The sequence below is a fragment of the Streptosporangium subroseum genome, from assembly GCF_900188345.1.
Taxonomy (GTDB): domain Bacteria; phylum Actinomycetota; class Actinomycetes; order Streptosporangiales; family Streptosporangiaceae; genus Streptosporangium; species Streptosporangium subroseum.
Genome location: NZ_FZOD01000006.1, coordinates 251,854 through 268,025 on the forward strand (window position 1 = coordinate 251,854; position 16,172 = coordinate 268,025).

At 68.5% G+C, this 16,172-nt stretch carries 15 protein-coding genes; 4 read left to right on the plus strand and 11 right to left on the minus strand.

Annotated features, from left to right (window positions below):
• Positions 1-38: 38 nt before the first annotated feature.
• The 5 genes from CHC08_RS09100 to CHC08_RS09120 form a co-directional block, all read right to left on the minus strand.
• Positions 39-1,283: an LLM class flavin-dependent oxidoreductase gene (locus CHC08_RS09100; RefSeq protein WP_089206732.1), complete on the minus strand. Its 1,245-nt coding sequence runs from the start codon at positions 1,281-1,283 to the stop codon at positions 39-41.
• Between the two features lie 12 nt (positions 1,284-1,295).
• Positions 1,296-3,008 carry a dipeptide ABC transporter ATP-binding protein gene (locus CHC08_RS09105; RefSeq protein ID WP_089206733.1) on the minus strand — a complete coding sequence of 571 codons (1,713 nt, stop codon included), beginning with the start codon at positions 3,006-3,008 and terminating at the stop codon, positions 1,296-1,298.
• Positions 3,005-3,901 (minus strand): ABC transporter permease, encoded by an 897-nt coding sequence (locus CHC08_RS09110; protein WP_089206734.1) that lies wholly within the window; start codon positions 3,899-3,901, stop codon positions 3,005-3,007. Before CHC08_RS09110 ends, CHC08_RS09105 begins: the two co-directional genes overlap by 4 nt.
• On the minus strand, positions 3,898-4,872 hold the full coding sequence (locus CHC08_RS09115) for an ABC transporter permease (RefSeq protein ID WP_089206735.1): 975 nt from the start codon (positions 4,870-4,872) through the stop codon (positions 3,898-3,900). Before CHC08_RS09115 ends, CHC08_RS09110 begins: the two co-directional genes overlap by 4 nt.
• Positions 4,873-4,938: 66 nt before the next feature.
• Positions 4,939-6,651: an ABC transporter substrate-binding protein gene (locus CHC08_RS09120; RefSeq protein ID WP_089206736.1), complete on the minus strand. Its 1,713-nt coding sequence runs from the start codon at positions 6,649-6,651 to the stop codon at positions 4,939-4,941.
• Positions 6,652-7,107: 456 nt separating this feature from the next.
• Here CHC08_RS09120 and CHC08_RS09125 point away from each other — a divergent pair, with 456 nt between their 5' ends.
• Positions 7,108-8,172, plus strand: a complete 1,065-nt coding sequence (locus tag CHC08_RS09125) for an LLM class flavin-dependent oxidoreductase (RefSeq protein WP_089206737.1) — start codon at positions 7,108-7,110, stop codon at positions 8,170-8,172.
• Here the strand turns inward: CHC08_RS09125 and rox are convergent.
• The gene (rox, locus tag CHC08_RS09130) at positions 8,152-9,624 is read right to left on the minus strand and encodes a rifampin monooxygenase (RefSeq protein ID WP_089206738.1); all 1,473 of its coding nucleotides are present in this window, start codon (positions 9,622-9,624) and stop codon (positions 8,152-8,154) included. The genes CHC08_RS09125 and rox overlap by 21 nt on opposite strands.
• Before the next feature lie 476 nt (positions 9,625-10,100).
• Positions 10,101-10,691 (minus strand): TetR family transcriptional regulator, encoded by a 591-nt coding sequence (locus CHC08_RS09135; RefSeq protein WP_089206739.1) that lies wholly within the window; start codon positions 10,689-10,691, stop codon positions 10,101-10,103.
• A gap of 321 nt (positions 10,692-11,012) precedes the next feature.
• Between CHC08_RS09135 and CHC08_RS09140 the strand changes: the two genes are divergently transcribed.
• Both CHC08_RS09140 and CHC08_RS49390 read left to right on the plus strand, forming a co-directional pair.
• Entirely contained in the window at positions 11,013-11,924 is a 912-nt protein-coding gene (locus tag CHC08_RS09140; RefSeq protein WP_089206740.1) for an SDR family oxidoreductase, read from the plus strand.
• A gap of 134 nt (positions 11,925-12,058) precedes the next feature.
• A complete protein-coding gene (locus CHC08_RS49390) occupies positions 12,059-12,196 on the plus strand; it encodes a hypothetical protein (RefSeq protein ID WP_179281957.1) in 138 nt (45 codons plus the stop codon).
• A gap of 32 nt (positions 12,197-12,228) precedes the next feature.
• On the opposite strand, the gene CHC08_RS48085 is transcribed toward CHC08_RS49390, so the two are convergent.
• Positions 12,229-12,450 (minus strand): hypothetical protein, encoded by a 222-nt coding sequence (locus CHC08_RS48085; RefSeq protein WP_143653148.1) that lies wholly within the window; start codon positions 12,448-12,450, stop codon positions 12,229-12,231.
• A gap of 76 nt (positions 12,451-12,526) precedes the next feature.
• Here CHC08_RS48085 and CHC08_RS09145 point away from each other — a divergent pair, with 76 nt between their 5' ends.
• The gene (locus CHC08_RS09145; protein ID WP_089206741.1) at positions 12,527-13,069 is read left to right on the plus strand and encodes a hypothetical protein; all 543 of its coding nucleotides are present in this window, start codon (positions 12,527-12,529) and stop codon (positions 13,067-13,069) included.
• A gap of 46 nt (positions 13,070-13,115) precedes the next feature.
• On the opposite strand, the gene CHC08_RS09150 is transcribed toward CHC08_RS09145, so the two are convergent.
• The 3 genes from CHC08_RS09150 to CHC08_RS09160 are packed head-to-tail and all read right to left on the minus strand — an operon-like array spanning position 13,116 to position 16,140.
• On the minus strand, positions 13,116-13,925 hold the full coding sequence (locus CHC08_RS09150; protein ID WP_089206742.1) for an IclR family transcriptional regulator: 810 nt from the start codon (positions 13,923-13,925) through the stop codon (positions 13,116-13,118).
• Positions 13,873-14,910: a hydroxymethylglutaryl-CoA lyase gene (locus tag CHC08_RS09155; RefSeq protein WP_179281958.1), complete on the minus strand. Its 1,038-nt coding sequence runs from the start codon at positions 14,908-14,910 to the stop codon at positions 13,873-13,875. The genes CHC08_RS09150 and CHC08_RS09155 overlap by 53 nt, the downstream gene beginning before the upstream one ends.
• Positions 14,911-16,140, minus strand: a complete 1,230-nt coding sequence (locus CHC08_RS09160) for a CaiB/BaiF CoA transferase family protein (protein WP_089206743.1) — start codon at positions 16,138-16,140, stop codon at positions 14,911-14,913.
• Between the last annotated feature and the right edge of the window lie 32 nt (positions 16,141-16,172).

The following is a 16,172-nucleotide window of genomic DNA, read 5'->3' on the forward strand; positions in this document are numbered from 1 at the left end:
GTGGAAGTTGTGGAACGGGTCGTCGTGGACCGGGCCGGTCATCGGACCGCGTCCAGGGGACGGCGCTCGTACGCCTCGTCCGGCACCGCGGGGAGACCGAGCCCGAGGTGGTCACGCAGGGTCGTCCCCTCGTACTCGGTCCGGAACAGGCCACGACGCTGCAGTTCGGGAATCACGTGGTCGGCGAAGTCGTCGAAACCCGATGGCAGCACGTCGGGCATCACGTTGAAGCCGTCCGCCGCACCCGCACGGAACCACGTCTCGATGTCGTCGGCGATCTGCTCCGGAGTCCCCACGACGATGCGGTGACCACCGCCGCCGGAGAGCTTCTTCAACAACTGACCGAGCGTCGGCTTCTCCCTGTCGATGATCGCCTTGACGACCCGGTAGAAGGTCTGTGAACCACCGGCCTCGTCGGGATCGACGAGGAGCCCGGCCGGGATCGGCTCGTCGTCGGACAATCCGTCGAGGGAGATGCCGAGCTGGCCGGCGAGCCGGTTGCGGGCGTAGGCGTCGGGGAGGATCTGGTCCAGCAGCTCACGCCGGGCCCTGGCCTCGGCCTCGGTGCTGCCCACGACGGTGGAAAGTCCGGGAAGGATCACGACCTCCTCGGGGCGCCGCCCGAACGTGACCGCGCCGTTGCGGATCTCCGTGCGGAACGCGCGGGCGTGGTCGAGGTCCTGGTCGGCGGAGAAGATCACCTCGCCGACCCGCGAGGCCAGCCGGCGGCCGTCGCTGGAGCCACCGGCCTGGACCACGACCGGCCGGCCCTGTGGGGAGGCGAATTCGGTCCGCCGCGCCCAACCGGCGACGACCCGCGTGGTGAACTCGGCGGCGCGGCGGTAGCGCAGCGCGTGATCGAGCTCGCCGGTCCGTCCGAAGTTGCGTGCCGCCACCGGCCCGGCGGTGGTCACCACGTTCCAGCCGAAGCGGCCGCCACTGACGTAGTCGAGATCGCCGAGCCGGCGCGCCAGCTCGATCGGGTCGTTGTACGACGATGACAGCGTCCCGATCAGGCCGATCCGCTCGGTCTGGGCGGCGATCCGTGCCAGTACCGTGGTGGGCTCCAGATTGTTGCCGGTGCGGTGCCTGACGCTCGGGTCGAGCGATGGGCCGTCCGCCAGGAAGACCGCGTCGAGCTTGGCTTCCTCGGCCTTCTTCGCGATCGAGGTGTAGTGTTCGATCCGGTAGCTCGCGGTGCCGTCCGTGTCCGGGAAGCGCCACGAGCCACCGAAGACGCCGGCGTTGAGGATGTTGACGTTGATGTGCAGTCGACGTGACACGACGCTCTCCTTTTAGTTCGCGCCGGCAGGGGCGAGCCGGGCTCCCGGTATCGCCTCCAGCAGCTCCCGGGTGTACTCGTGCCGCGGCGAGCGGAACACCTGCTCGACCGGGCCGGTCTCGACCACGGCACCGTCCTTCATCACCGTGACGTCGTCGGAGATCAGGCGTACGACGCCGAGGTCGTGGGTCACGAACACGTAGCTGAGCCCGAACTCGGCCTGCAGGTCGACCAGCAGTTGCAGAATCTGAGCCTGGACCGACACGTCGAGCGAACTCACCGCCTCGTCCAGCACCAGGATCTCGGGGCGGAGCGCGAGCGCGCGCGCGATCGCGACCCGCTGCCGCTGACCGCCGGACAGCTGGCTCGGCAGCCGGTGCAGGTAGCTCTCGTCCAGCGCCACCGCCTTCAGCAACTCGACCACCCGGGCCGTCCGCTCCCGCTTACCGGTCACCGACCCGAAGGCCACCAGCGGCTCAGCGATGATCTTGCTCACCGTGAACCGCGGGTCGAGCGAGGTGAACGGGTTCTGGAACACGAACTGCAGGTCCCGGCGGATCTCCCGCAGCTGCCCGCGGCGCAGGCCGGTCAGCTCGCGGTCGCCGACGTGCACCGTGCCGCTGTCGGCGGAGGTGAAGCCGGCCAGGATGCTCGCCAGCGTCGACTTGCCCGCACCGGACTCACCGACGATCGCATGCGTGGTGCCCTTGCGCACGACCAGGCCGGTGGCGTCCAGTGCCCGCAGCTCACGTTGCCGGCCCCGGCCGCGTAGGTGGTAGGTCTTGGTGAGCGCACGCGCCTCCAGCACCGCCGACGCGGCGGCGGGGACCGGTCGCGCGCCTGACGTCGGTTCGAGCCGGCCGATGTGCCGCGCGGGCGCCGCGTCGAGCAGGCGGCGGGTGTAGTCGTTGGTCGCGCTCTCCAGTACCTGACCTACCGGGCCCTCCTCGACGATCTCGCCGTCCTGCATGACCAGGATCCGGTCCGAGCGGTCCAGCGCGACGCCGAGGTCGTGGGTGACCAGGAGGATGCCGATGCCCAGTTCCTCACGCAGCCCCACCAGGTGGTCGAGGATGACTTTCTGGACGGTGACGTCAAGCGCGCTGGTGGGCTCGTCGGCCACGATGATCTTCGGCTTGCCCGCCAGCGCGATCGCGATGAGAGCACGCTGCTTCATGCCGCCGCTGAGCTCGTGCGGATACTGCTGGAACACTCGTTCGGCGTCCTTGAGACCCGCGGTACGCAGACTCTCCAGCGCGGCTTCCCTGTGCCGCGCCGCGTCGCCGGCGTCGGGGTCGTTGAACCGGACCGCCTCGATCACCTGCTGCCCGATCCTCTTGACCGGGTTGAGCGAGGTGTTGGGATCCTGGGGGATGAAGCCCACGTAGTTGCCCCGCACCAGCGCCATCCGCCGGTCGTTCCATCCGGTGACGTCGACGCCGGAGTAGGCGATCGAGCCGGCCCGGATCCGCGCGGAGATCGGAAGCAGACCGAGCGCGCCCTGGACCAGGGTGGTCTTGCCTGAGCCGGACTCGCCCACGAGCGAGACGAACTCGCCCGGTGCCACGTGGAGGCCGGCGCCGCGGACGGCGGGAGTCCAGCGGCGGCGCCCGGTCCGGTAGTCGATCGCAAGGTCGCTGATCCGCAGCAGCGGCTCCCTCTCCTCCCGGGGTTCCTTCCCCGGTGAGTCGGTGACCTCGCTGGTGACGGTGGCTGCGTCGGTCATCGGTGGTCCTTCCGGAACGAGGTGCTGATGCGGTGGGTGGCGATGACGACGATCGCGAGCGCCACGCCCGGCATGATCGAGGCCCACGGGTGGACCGCGACGTAGTCGCGGCCCTCGGCCACCAGCAGGCCCCACTCCGGCTCCGGCGGCGGCGCGCCGTAGCCGAGGAAGCCGAGCGAGGCGACGGCGAGGACGGCCGTTCCGACCTCGAGAGCGGCCAGTGCGATCACCGAGCTGAGCGAGTTGGGGACGACGTGTTTGACCATCACGCCCAGCCGGCCGACACCGAGGCCGTATGCGGCTTTGACATAGTCCTGGGTCACCACCGAGAGCACTTGGGCTCTCATCACCCGCGCGAACGACGCGATGGAGGAGATGCCGACCGCCAGGGCGATGTTGGTCGTGGAGTACCCCAGGACCGAGACCATCACCATCGCGAGCAGCAGGCTGGGGATCGCCAGGAACACATCGACCACCCGCATGATGACGGTGTCGGCGACCCGTCCGGCGAAACCGGCGACCAGCCCGACGGCCATGCCGACGCCGAAGGCGATGATGACGGCCAGCAGGGTCGCGGTCAGGGTCGTGCGCGCGCCGTACACGCTGCGGGCGAAGAGGTCCCGGCCCAGCCGGTCGGTTCCGAACCAGTGCTCCGCGCTCGGCGGCACGAAGCTCGCGGCGGTGTCGCCGGTGTAGGGGCCGTAGGAGGTGAACAGGCCGGGAGCGACGGCCCAGCCGATCACGACCAGCACGATGATCCACGAGAGCACCAGGATCGGCTGGTGGGCGAGCTCACCGAGGCGCGAGACGAGCGAGCGAGCGAAGGCAGGCCGCTCAGCCGCCGGCCCCGGTAGCCGCGTGGGCGCGGCGAACGTGTCGAGTTCGGCGGTCATCGCAATCCTCCTGTAGCCGCCTGGGGAATCGAGATGGCGAGCGTGGCCCGCAGCCGCGGGTCCAGCAGCGGGTAGATCAGGTCGACGATCAGATTGATCAACGCGAAGCTGACCGCCACGAGCACGACGACCCCCTGGACGAGCGGGACGTCGAGGGTGTTGATCGCGATCTGCGTCATACGGCCGATGCCCTTGCGGGCGAAGACGGTCTCGGTGATGACCGAGCCGGCGATCAGGTTGCCGAACGTGATGCCGGCGATGGTGAACGCCGGCAGGCTGGCGTTGCGAAAGACGTCGCGGATGATGATGCCGCCGCGGGTGGCGCCCTTTGCCCAGCTCGTCGTGACGTAGCCGGAGTGGAACTCGGTCGCGAAGCTGCGGACGAGGAGCTGCGCGATCGGACCCGACACCGGGATGGCCAGTGTGATCAGCGGCAGGACGAGACTCCTGGCGCCTTCCCCTCCGAAGGCCGGGAACCAGCTCAGCCTGAACGAGAAGATCTGCAGGATCAGGATTCCGGACAGGAAGACCGGCACCGAGACCGAGCCCGACGGCAGCGCCTCAACCAGGTTGCGCACCCATGCGTGGCGGGTCGAGGTCGCGACGAGCGCGATCACGAAGGCGATGAGCAGCGCTAGGACAAGAGCGCCGGAGGCAAGGACCAGGGTGCTCGGCAGCACGTCGAGGATCGCGGCGGTGACCGGCCGCCCGGACTGCACCGAGTTGCCGAAGTCACCGGTCAGCGCGTGTCCCAGCCGGTCGAGATACTGCACGATCACCGGATCGTCGAAGCCGTAGTTCTCCGCCACCTGTTTCCGGACCTCCGGCGGAATGGTGTTGATCTCGGCGGGGTCGAAGAGCAGATCCACCGGGTTGACCGGTAACACGAACAGCAGGACGAAGGTCAGAGTGAACGCGGCCCAGACCACGAACAAGGCCCGGCCGACCTTAAGAGTGACGTAGCGCAGCACGAGGTTCCTTCCACGAGGGCGATGCGGTGGCCGCCGGTAGCCTGGGCGCCCGGCGACCACAGATCGTTACCTCCCGTTGCTCTTCCACGTATCGACGAAGTTGTTTCGGGACTGGGCGTCGAAGATGATCCCGTGGACGTAGCCCGCCTGGGCGATGACCTGGGAGGGGTTGTAGACCGGGTTGGTCAGCGCGAGCTCGTCGAGGACCAGGTCCTGCGCGGCCTTGGCGTACTCTCCGCGCTTGGCCGGGTCGAGGGTGGTCTCGATCTTGCCGAGCACATCGAGCGCCTTGTCGTATTCCGGCGTGCCCTTCTTCAGCCAGCTGGAGTTGCCGAGTAGCGGGCCGTAGGTGAGGTTGATCACGGATGGGTCGTTCCGCGAGGAGTTCGCCGCGGTGACGTTCCAGTCGGTCTGTGCTTTGGCACGCTGAGCAGTCCAGTCGGGGATCGGGACGACGGTGAGCTGCAGGTCGATGCCGATTTTCTTCAGGTCCTGCTGGATCGACTCGTAAGCCGGCTTGTTCACCACCAGGTTGCTGATGCCGAGCAGCTTGACCACGAGCTTTCTGCCGTCCTTGACCCGGATCCCGTCCGGACCCTCGATCCAGCCGGCCGCCTCGAGGAGTCGCCTGGCCTCCTCGGGGTCGTACTTGAGGACCGAGTCGCCGTAGTCCGCGTACCCGGGAACCGACGGATCGAGGATCGAGGTGGCGACGGAGTAGGAGTCGGTGAGCACCGTCTTCTTGATCGCCTCACGGTCCCAGCCGCGCTGGATCGCCCTGCGCACCGCGATGTCGTTGGTCGGGAACAGCGAGACGTTGAAGTCGAAACGGATCGCGGTGCCGGAGACGCCCCGGTAGTTGACCTTGAAGCCCTGGGTGGCCAGCGGCTTCTCGTCCGTGGTGCCCACGTCGAGCGTGGCGTCGATCGTGCCGGACTCCAGCGAGCCGGTCCGGACGCTGGCCTCCGGGATCGTGTTGAACACGACCTTGTCCAGGTATGCCTCGCCCCTGTGCCCGATCGCGGGCGGGGACCAGTTGTAGCCCTTGCGCCTGACCAAGACGGTCTTGACCTGCTCCTCCCACGACTCGTACACGAACGGACCGGTGCCGATCACCTTCTTCGGGTCCGTCCGCTCCTTCGCGCTCAGCTTCAGGGTCGAGAGCGACAGGAAGACCGGCTGCTGGTTGGAGGTGATCGACGCCGCCTGGAGCGTGCTGGCCAGTGGCTTCTCGAACGTGATGACCGCGGTGTGATCGTCCGGCGTATCGGTGCCGATGTAGCCCGGGAACAGGCGAGCGCCGTTCGGCAGGATCTCGAGTTTCTCGTCGCCGCGGATGAACTGGTCGTAGTTGGCCTTGACCGCCTCGGCGTTGAACGGGGTGCCGTCGCTGAACGTGACATCCTTGCGCAGGTGGAACGTGAACTCGGTCAGCTCGTTGTTGTACTCCCACGACTCCGCCAGCCACGGCGTGATCTCACCGGTTTTCGGGTCCTGCCACACGAGCTTGTCGCCGATGTTGTTGGTGACGATCGACTCGGCGTAGTTGGAGCCCAGTTGCGGGTCGGGGCTGCGCTGGTAGTCGAGTAGGGCGAACTCCAGTGTGCCGCCGCGCACCGGCTCGCCACCACCGGCGGCCCTGTCGGCGGAGTCGCCACGGGCGACGGTGAACCCCACCACCGCGATGAGGGCGACGGCGACGGCGGCGATACCGGCCACCAAGGGCCACTTATTACGCGAGGGGGAGGCGTTCTCGATGGAACTGCGAAGGTCGGACATGAGCTTTCCTTCGTGCTGAGTGGGCGACCGACGGACAGCATCCGGGCAGGCGGAAAGGGGTCACGTCACCTCGGGGATGCGTGACTACGCGCGGCCTAGGGCCGGATGGAGTAGGTGTGGCCTCGCCGCCGGTGCGGGCACTCACGTGCGAACGGTGCGACAGCCGATCAGCGCTGACACAGAGCGCCGGCGAAGCGCGCGAAGTCGATTTCGCGTCTGGAGTAACGGAGGAACATGAACATAATCTATACTATACCTGTAGGGATTACATGATTTAAGTGTGATCTGGGTCACAAATGAATGGGGTTTAACCACCGGTTGAACGACAGGTCGTGAGAGCGGGCCCGAGCCGGGTCGGACCAAGGAGAACGACGGCAGCGACCGGAGCGGTGGCAACCAGCCCAGACTCAAGCACTTTCACACACTGATCACCGAAGAGAACAGGAAGACCCACTCATGAGCCTCGAGTTCCTCTGGTACATCCCGAACCAGTTCCAGCCCGGTCACCGCGGCGACGACGTCACCGAGAACCACAACAGCCTGGAGACCCTCACCGGCCACGCCAGGGCCCTCGAGGAGCACGGGTGGGGCGGCGCGCTCATCGGCACCGGCTGGGGGCGGCCCGACACCTTCACGGTCGCCACCGCACTGGCCGCGCAGACGACGACGTTCCAGCCGCTGATCGCGGTCCGGCCCGGCTACTGGCGTCCGGCCAACTTCGCCGCCGCCGCCGCGGCCCTGGACGACCTCACCCGGGGCCGGGTGCTGATCAACATCGTGTCGGGCAAGGACAACCTGGCGGCGTACGGCGACAGCGAAGGCGACCAGGCCCACCGCTACGCCCGCACCAAGGAGTTCCTCCAGATCGTGCGCAAGCTGTGGACCGAGGAGAACGTCACCTACCACGGCGAGCACTTCAGCGTCACCGACTCCACCGTGGTGCCGCGAACGGTCGTCCGCGGCGAACGCAGGCACCCCCGGCTCTACTTCGGCGGAGCCTCCGAGGCCGCCGCGAAGGTGGCCGCCACCGAGGCCGACGTCCAGCTCTTCTGGGGCGAGCCACTCGACGGTGTCCACGAGCGGATCGAGCGGCTCAAGCGACTCAGCGAGGAGCTGGGACGCGAGCATGCTCCGCTGGAGTTCGGGCTGCGGATCACCACGCTGATACGGGACACCACCGAGCAGGCCTGGGCCGACGCCGAGGCCAAGGTCGCGGAGATGGCAAAAGGCAAGGGCGTCATCTCGCGGGACCCGAACCGGCAGACCGCCGTCGGTCAGCAGCGGCTGCTCGATCTGGCCGCGCGGGGAGAGGTGCTCGACGACAACCTCTACACCGCCCCCGGCAAGTTCGGCGGCGGCGGCGCGGGCACCACCTGGCTGGTCGGCTCAGCCGAGGACGTGGCGAAGTCGCTGCGCAAGTACCAGAGTCTCGGCATCACTCACTTCGTTCTCTCCGATACTCCCTACCTGCCGGAGATCAAGCGCCAGGGCGATCAGCTCCTACCGCTGTTGCGTGGATGAGCGCCGGTGCCCGTGGTGTGCCGGACGCCGATCTTGAGCGCCGAACCACCTGGGCAGCCGGCTGACCAGCTCCTGCTGATTTTCTCCGACCCATGCCACATGACCGTCCGGCCGCAGCAGCGCCGCGGGCACGTCCAGTTCCTCGCTGACGTCGACGACGTGGTCGACCCGATCCGCCCAGCCCGCCACCGAGAGCCGGCCGGTCTGGTCGAGCAGCAGCCCGCGGCCGCCGTGCATCAGCTCGTAGAGGCGACTCCGCTTCAGCTCCATGTCCCGCAGTCGCCGGCCGAGCAGTTCGTGTCCCTCGCCGAAGTCGTAACGGACCCCGATCGCAGTGATCTTCTCGATCAGGTACCGGTTCACCTCCTCGAAGTCCATCAGTTCCGACATCAGCCGGCGCACCGACAGCGGCCCCGGCTCGGTGGACATCAGCACCATCTGCGCGCGGGTGTTGTTCAGCACGTCGGCGGCCACCGGGTGCCGTTCGGTGTGGTAGCTGTCCAGCAGCCCCTCCGGCGCCCAGCCGCCGATCTCGGCGGCCAGTTTCCAGCCGAGGTTGAACGCGTCCTGGATGCCGAGGTTGAGTCCCTGCCCGCCCATCGGCGGGTGGGTGTGCGCCGCGTCGCCGGCCAGCAGCACCCGGCCGGTCCGGTAGCGCTCGGCCTGCCGGGTGGCGTCGCCGAACCGGGAGAGCCAGCGCGGCGAGTGCACCCCGAAGTCGGTGCCGGCGGTCACCCGCAGCTGCTGTCTGAACTCCTCCAGGGTCGGCGGGACCGTACGGTCCTCGGCCACCCCCGCGGCGGGCACGACGACGCGGTACGCCCCGTTCCCGAGGGGCCCGGCGCCGAACCTCAGCTGGGTCTTGCGGATCTCCGCGACGACGGCGGCGAGCGCCGCCGGGTCCTCGGTCAGCTCCATCTCGCCCAGCAGCGTGTCGACTCTGGAGGGCTCGCCGGGGAAGCCGACGCCGAGCAGCTTGCGCACCGTACTGCGGCCGCCGTCGCAGCCGACGAGGTAGCGCGAGCGCAGCCGCGTGCCGTCGGCCAGCTCGGCGGTCACCCCGTCCTCGTCCTGGCTCAGCCCGACCAGTTCGCAGCCGCGCCGGATCTCGGCGCCGAGTTCGGCGGCGTGCTCGGTCAGCAGGCGCTCGGTGATGGTCTGCGGAATGCCGAGGACGTACGGATGCGCGGTGTCCAGCCGGTCCGGCGACGGCTTGGGGATGCCGGCGAAGAAACCACCGACCGGGTGCTTCCGGCCGAGCGCGAGGAACCGCTCCAGCAGACCGCGCTGGTCCATCACCTCGACGCTGCGCGCGTGCAGGCCGAGCGCGCGGACAACCCGGGTCGGCTCCGCCTCCTTCTCCAGCACGAGCGCGTGCACGCCGTGCAGCCGCAACTCGCCGGCCAGCATCAAACCGGTCGGTCCGCCACCGGCAACGATCACGTCAATCATGAAGCCCCCCGTTCAACAAGATCGCATTTTGGCCGGCCGCTCCGCGCGGTCGGGCGGCGGGCATACCCGCACCTCCGCGCCGAGCGCCCATAACCGCACCGCAGGTCCCACCGGCGGTGCGACGCTCCGCGAAACCAACACGTCGACAACCCTTGATTTCCGCGGGTTCTGGCTTCGGTCGGAGATTCTGCGGCATGACCCGGGTCTTGCCGCAAGCCCCCCATCCCGCTATAAATTGAGAGTGGCAAGGAGCGGCAACCTCCTTGCCTTTGCTTTTTCCCGCCCACTGCGGACGCGGCGGACGACGGTGACCGCGCCGACGCCCGCGAGCTCTCCTGGCCGACACCCGCGATGCCCGGCAGGCAGCCGATGATTTCCGGATCCACGGGTTCCGGTCATGGTGGTGTCACTTGGCGGTCGGCTCCGAAAGTCCTTTGGGGGTTGACTCCGGAGCCGTTGTCGCGAGGAGCGATTGGTCAGATTTCAGGCCGCGTGTGCTCTGGTGGGGCGGTCGCGGAGAGGACGTGCAGATCGTCGAAAGCTTGGAGGAGATGTGCGTCCAAGCTCTGTGAGGGGTCGTCGATCCAGGCTTGGGCGGCGTGGTGGAAGGTGGCCCAGCCGGTTTGTGCGGCCAGGCTGGCCAGCCGGTCGGGGACATCGCGCTGACGTAGCGCCTCCGCTATGGCTTCGCTGAGGGCTGCGGCCTTGGCCAAGTCGCGTTCTCGGAGGGCTGGGGTCTTGGCGATGACCGCTAGCCGTGGCTCGGAGAACGGGCGGTTGTCCTCAAGGATTCGTCCGGTCTTCCGGAAGGCGTACAGCAGAATGCCGAGTGGCTGCAGGCCATCGGGGGCGTCGGCGACCTCCTGTATCAGCGCGGCGCGCAGGTCGGCTTCGCCGCCGAAGAGCACCTCGCGCTTGTCCGGGAAGTGCCGGAAGAACGTGCGCTCGTTGACGCCTGCCCGAGCGGCGATCTCAGCCGTGGTGGTCTGATCGAACCCGCGCTCCCGGTACAGCTCCAGAGCCGCCTGTTGAAGGCGGCGGCGCGCTTCTAATCCACTTCGTGGCACCCCTCGAAGATACCGCATACGCCAGTGGCTGACACCACTTGACGCCAGCGGCTGGCGCTACTTAAAGTCAGTGACTGGCGCTACTTAGTGCCAGTGACTGTCGTTAAGTGGGAGGTTTTTGTCGCTGGTGGCAGCGACCCCGATCTTTCGGTCCGAACGCCGTCGAGGCGATCAAGGTCTCCGTTCCGCCTCGCAGGCCCTGGCAGAACGCGCATGCGACACGTCGCTGCGCCGCTGCCCTCGAAGGCGGGCCATTCCCGCCTCACCCGCACCGGACCCGTTCAGCGGCCCCGGTGCACACACCCGCAGAGAGAGCGTGTCATGCATATTTTTGTCACTGGTGGTTCTGGCCAGACCGGCCCCGCCGTCGTCGCCGAGCTCGTCGCGGCCGGCCACGACATCATTGGTCTGGCGCGCTCGGATGCCGCCGCCGCCCGGCTGGAGTCGCTGGGCGCCACACCACACCGCGGCTCCCTGGACGACCTCGACAGCCTGCGCCGTGGCGCCGAAGCCGCCGACGGAGTCCTGCACATGGCCTACGGCGGGGACTTCTCCGACCTCGACGACATGATGAGGCGCGACCGGACCGCGATCGAGGCGCTTGGCCGGCCGTTGGAACACTCGGGCAAGCCGCTCGTCGTCACCTCGGGCACGCTGGTGATGCCCGCCGGCCGGGAGACCACGGAGAAGGACGAGCCCGACGCGGCCGGGATCGCCGCCTTCCGCATCGTGGGCGAGCGAGCCTGTCTGGACTCCGTCGCCCGGGGAGTACGCGCGAGCGTGGTTCGCCTCGCTCCTACCGTCCACGGCCCTGAAGACCACGGCTTCATCCCCATGCTCATCGCCACCGCACGAAAGACCGGCGTCTCGGCCTATGTTGGCGACGGCACCAACCGGTGGCCCGCAGTACACCGGCTCGACGCCGCGGTCCTGTTCCGCCTGGCACTGGAGAAGGCTCCTGCGGGCAGCGTGCTGCACGGAGCAGCCGAAAGCGGCGTCGCCATGAAGAACATCGCGCAGACGATCGCCCGGGGCCTGGATCTGCCGATGGTCTCGCTGACCCCCGACGAGGCTGCCGGGCACTACGTCAGCCCGTTCATGGCCAGGGTCTACGGCTTCGACGCGCCCGTCTCCAGTGCTCACACGCAGGATCTGCTTGGCTGGTCTCCCACCCATCCGACACTTCTCGATGACCTGGAGCACGGCGACTACTTGGCCACGCCTGCCTTCTGACCCCCTCAGACCCATCCGAACTCCCGTCGTCGGTGTCCTCGGGACGTCCGGGTCGTGCAGAGGCCGCAGTCCCTGGCCGGGACCGGCGCTCTGTCCGTCAGCCAGTTCGCCGTCGACATGGGCGAACTGGCGCGGTGACGGGCGTCCAGGCCCGCGAGCTGGGGCCAAGAGACGCGGGCGCGGGTGCCTCCGAACTGGACGATCTGCTGGACAGGCTCGACCGGCGCACCACCGATCACCAGGAAGAATCCTCCGCCGCCCAGTCAGCCTGATCAACCGCCGAAGGATTTCCGGAGCTGACCACTTAGGACAGCGTCGGTTCGTCGCCGCGCTCCGGAGCGGGCAACTCTCGCAATGAGCGCAGTGGTGAGGCATAGGCGATCGCGGTGCCGAGGAGCATCACGCCGCTGCCGATGACGAGGGTGACTCGGAGGCTGAGCACCGATCCGAGCACCCCGCCGAGAAGCGCGCCAAGGGGCTGCGTTCCCTTACCACGAGCGAGGTTCTGTCCGCGCTCAGCGTGCACGGGTAAGCGGCTGCCGCGGTCGAGGTAGTGCTCACATACCGCGATCTTGGCCTGCTCTTTGTGGTGGAATATGCGGATGGAACGGGCGAGGCAGCTGGTGGGCGAGATGCTGGTCTACTGTTTTGTGGTCGTCCTGCTCACCGGTGGCTTCCTGGCGTTCTTCTACGTGCCCGGCGGTCAGACGGTGCCCTACAACGGCGCTTACGAGCCGCTGTGGGGCATTCCCATGAGTGCCGCCTACAACTCGATCCTGAAGATCGGCTTTGAGGTGCGCGGCGGCCTGTTCATGCGGCAGCTGCATCACAGCTCCGCCGTCCTGCTCGGCATCGGGACCGTCGTCTGGGTCCTGCTCGGCCGTTTCCGGTACGCACTCGCGGTGATGGGCCTGGGCATACTCGGCGGGCTCTCCGGCTACGCGGCCGCCGACGACGTGCTGTCCGGGACCGTCCTGGCGAAGCTGCCCATTCCCTGGTGGTACGGCCTGCACCTGCTGGTGGCTCTGGCCGTGGGCGCCGCGCTGGTGATCTCCTCGCGGCGTGAGGCCGCCCAGCACCCCAGAACGCTCCCCTTCGTGGCGCTGAGCCTCGGCCTCACCTTTCTGGTGATCTTCGGGTTCTGACCCGTCATGGTGAGGGGGCCGGGCGGCATAGCGGTACGCCGGATTATCACTCGGCAACCGGGTCCTGGGAAGCCAGGCGGAGGTCAGGGCGGTACCCGAGGCGGCGCGATCCCTCTTCGGCGGCCTCCACGACCGCGGGCGCGAGACGGCTCGTATCGGCGGGGGTCAGCCGCTGCGTCGGGGCGACGATGCCCAGGACCGCCACAAGCTCACCGGTGGCTCCGAAGACGGGCGCGCTGATCGAGGCCGCGCCGATGTCGCGTTCTTCGAACGTCGCCGAGTAACCGCGTCGACGGACCTCCTCCAGCTGCTGGTCCAACTCGTCGATGTCGACGACGGTGTGGGCCGTGTGCCGGGTAAGACCGTGGCTGACCGCCGCGCGGCGCGCCATCGGATCGAAGGCCATGAAAACCTTGCCGGCCGAGCCGGCGTGCAGGGGCATCACCATGCCCACCATGAACATCCGCATGATCACGTGGCGGGTCTCGGCCAGGCCCACCACCGTGCGGAAGGGACCGTCCCGCACGTGCAGGCAGGCCGATTCTCCCGTCCGGTCACGCAGTTGCCGGAGCACCGGACGGGTGAGCTGCACAATGTCCAGGCCGAAGGTTCCGGGAGCCGACCACCGGACCAGAGCGAGACCGATGCGGTAGGTGTCCTCGTTTCGGTCCAGGAAGCCCTCCCTCAGCAGGCTGTTCACCAGCCGCTGGCAGGTGCTGGCGGGCAGACCCGTGGCCCGGGTGATCTGCTGAAGGGTCAGCTCGGGCCGCTCGACGGTGAAGCACTCCAGGATCTGGCGGATCTTACGGAGAACCAGCACCGATGCCGTGCCCGCCTCGTCGCTCTTGCTGCTCATCACCCCTGTCTTTCCGGCCGTACCGGGCCGCCTGCGAAGGCATGACGTACGTCAGGTCCGAGGTGGTCGTACGCTGCAAGGCTACCGGCGTGGCACCCACGGCGGAGAGGGCGGAGTCGAGCCTGCGGCCGAGCAGCGCCCGGAGGTCGTCCCGGAGAGCGACGAGTTTCCCGGTGTCGATCCCGGTGGCGACCCCCACGTGATGGAAGAGGTTGACCAGGTCGTCGGTGGCGATGTTCCCGGCCGCGCCGGGGGCGAACGGGCAGCCGCCGACTCCGCCCAGTGAGGCGTCGAAGCGGCGGATGCCCAGCTGGAGCGCTTCCCAGGCGTTCGCCGAGGCCATGCCGTAGGTGTTGTGCAGGTGCAGCCCGAGCGGCAGCTCCGGAAACGCCGAGCGTACGGCGGAGACCGTTCTTCGGATGTGCCGTGGGCTGGCCGCACCGATCGTGTCGGCGAGATGGAGCACCTCGATGCCGAACCCGGTCAGCTCCCGGGCCACGTTCACCACCGTTCCGGGATCGGTCTCGCCGTCGAAAGGGCACACGAACGCCGTGGCGACGGTGGCCTCGATCCCTACCCGCGCCTGCGTCAGCAGCTCCGCGGCGGGGCGCAGCCGGGCAAGGGCCGCCGCGGTGGACACTCCGGCGTTGGCGCGGCTGTGGCCGTCGCTCGCTGAGACGATCAGCCGGACGTGACGGGCTCCGGCCGCCACCGCACGGCGCGCTCCCCGCTCGTTGAAGACCAGGGTGTGCAGCGCCACCGACTCTCCGGGCCGCAGTTCGCGGACCAGCCGATCGGTGTCCGCCATCTGCGGCACCTTCTCCGGGTGCACGAACGAGCCGATCTCCAGTGAGGTCAGCCCGGCGTCCACCAGCCCGTCGGCCAGCCGGATCTTGTCGGCGGTCGAGACGATCATCGGCTCTATCTGAAAGCCGTCACGGAGCAGAACCTCGGTGATCAGGGCCTTCTTCGCAGCGTCACTCACTCAGATCACTCCCAGATCCCGCAGTTTCCCGCGGTGTGCTCCGTCCATCCCCACCTCGGCGAGCACCTCGTCGGTGTGCTCACCCAGCTCCGGACCGAGCCACCGGACACGGCCGGGTTCCCGGGCGAACTTGGGCACGATGCCGGGGAAGACCACCTCCCGTTCCCGGCCCGCGGCGATGGTCACCCGATGCCGCTCCAGCATGCCGCGGGCCGCGTAGTGCGGATCCTTGGCGATGTCGGCCGCGGTGAAGATAGGAGAGGAGGGAATCTGGCCTTCCTCCAACCGCCGCAGCACCTCCTCGTGCGGCAGTTCCCGGGTCCAGGTCAAAATGGCGGCGTCCAGTTGCCCGGCGTGCCGTACTCGGCCGGCGTTGTCGGCGAGCCGCACGTCCTCGGCCAGGTCGGAACGGCCGATCACCCGCATCAGCCGTTTGAAGATGGAGTCCCCGTTGCCGCTGATCACGACGTGGCGCCCGTCGCCGCACACGTAGGTACCGGACGGCACGATCCCCGGCAGCGAGCCGCCGGCCCGCTCCGGCTCGACGTGGAAGGCACTGTAGTCAGGGGTCAGCGACTCCATCAGGGAGTAGATCGTCTCGTACAGGGCGACGTCCACCACCTCTCCCTGCCCCGTGACGCCGCGGCGGTGCAGGGCGGCGAGGGCTCCGATGACGGCGTACAGGCCGGATACGGAGTCGGCGAGACTGATGCCGACCCGGGTGGGGGGCCGATCGGGATAGCCGGTGAGGTTTCTGAGCCCGCCGACGGCCTCCGCCACGCCACCGAAGCCGGGGCGGTCGCGGTATGGGCCGGACTGTCCGTATCCCGAGATGCGGACCAGGATCACACCCGGGTTCACCTCGCGCATCCGCTCGATCCCGAGCCCCCAGCGTTCCAGGGTGCCGGGCCGAAAGTTCTCCAGCACCATATCCGAACGGCGGATCAGGTCGAGGGCGACCGTACGGCCCTCGGAGTGTTTCAGGTCCAGCGTGAGGGACCGCTTGTTGCGGTTCATCACGCGGAACAGCAGGGAGGTCTCGCCTTCGTGGAGCCGCCACCGGCGCAGCTCGTCTCCGCCAGGGGGGCGTTCCACCTTGATGACATCTGCCCCGAAGTCCGCCATGAGGCGGCCGGCCGAGGGCGCGGCGATGAAGTTGCCCAGCTCAAGCACCCGCAGACCGCTCAGCGGCCCAGGTGTCTCCCTTCCGCTCGGACTCCGTTCAACCATCGCAAGCCTCCCTCGAAAACCCACATCGTGGG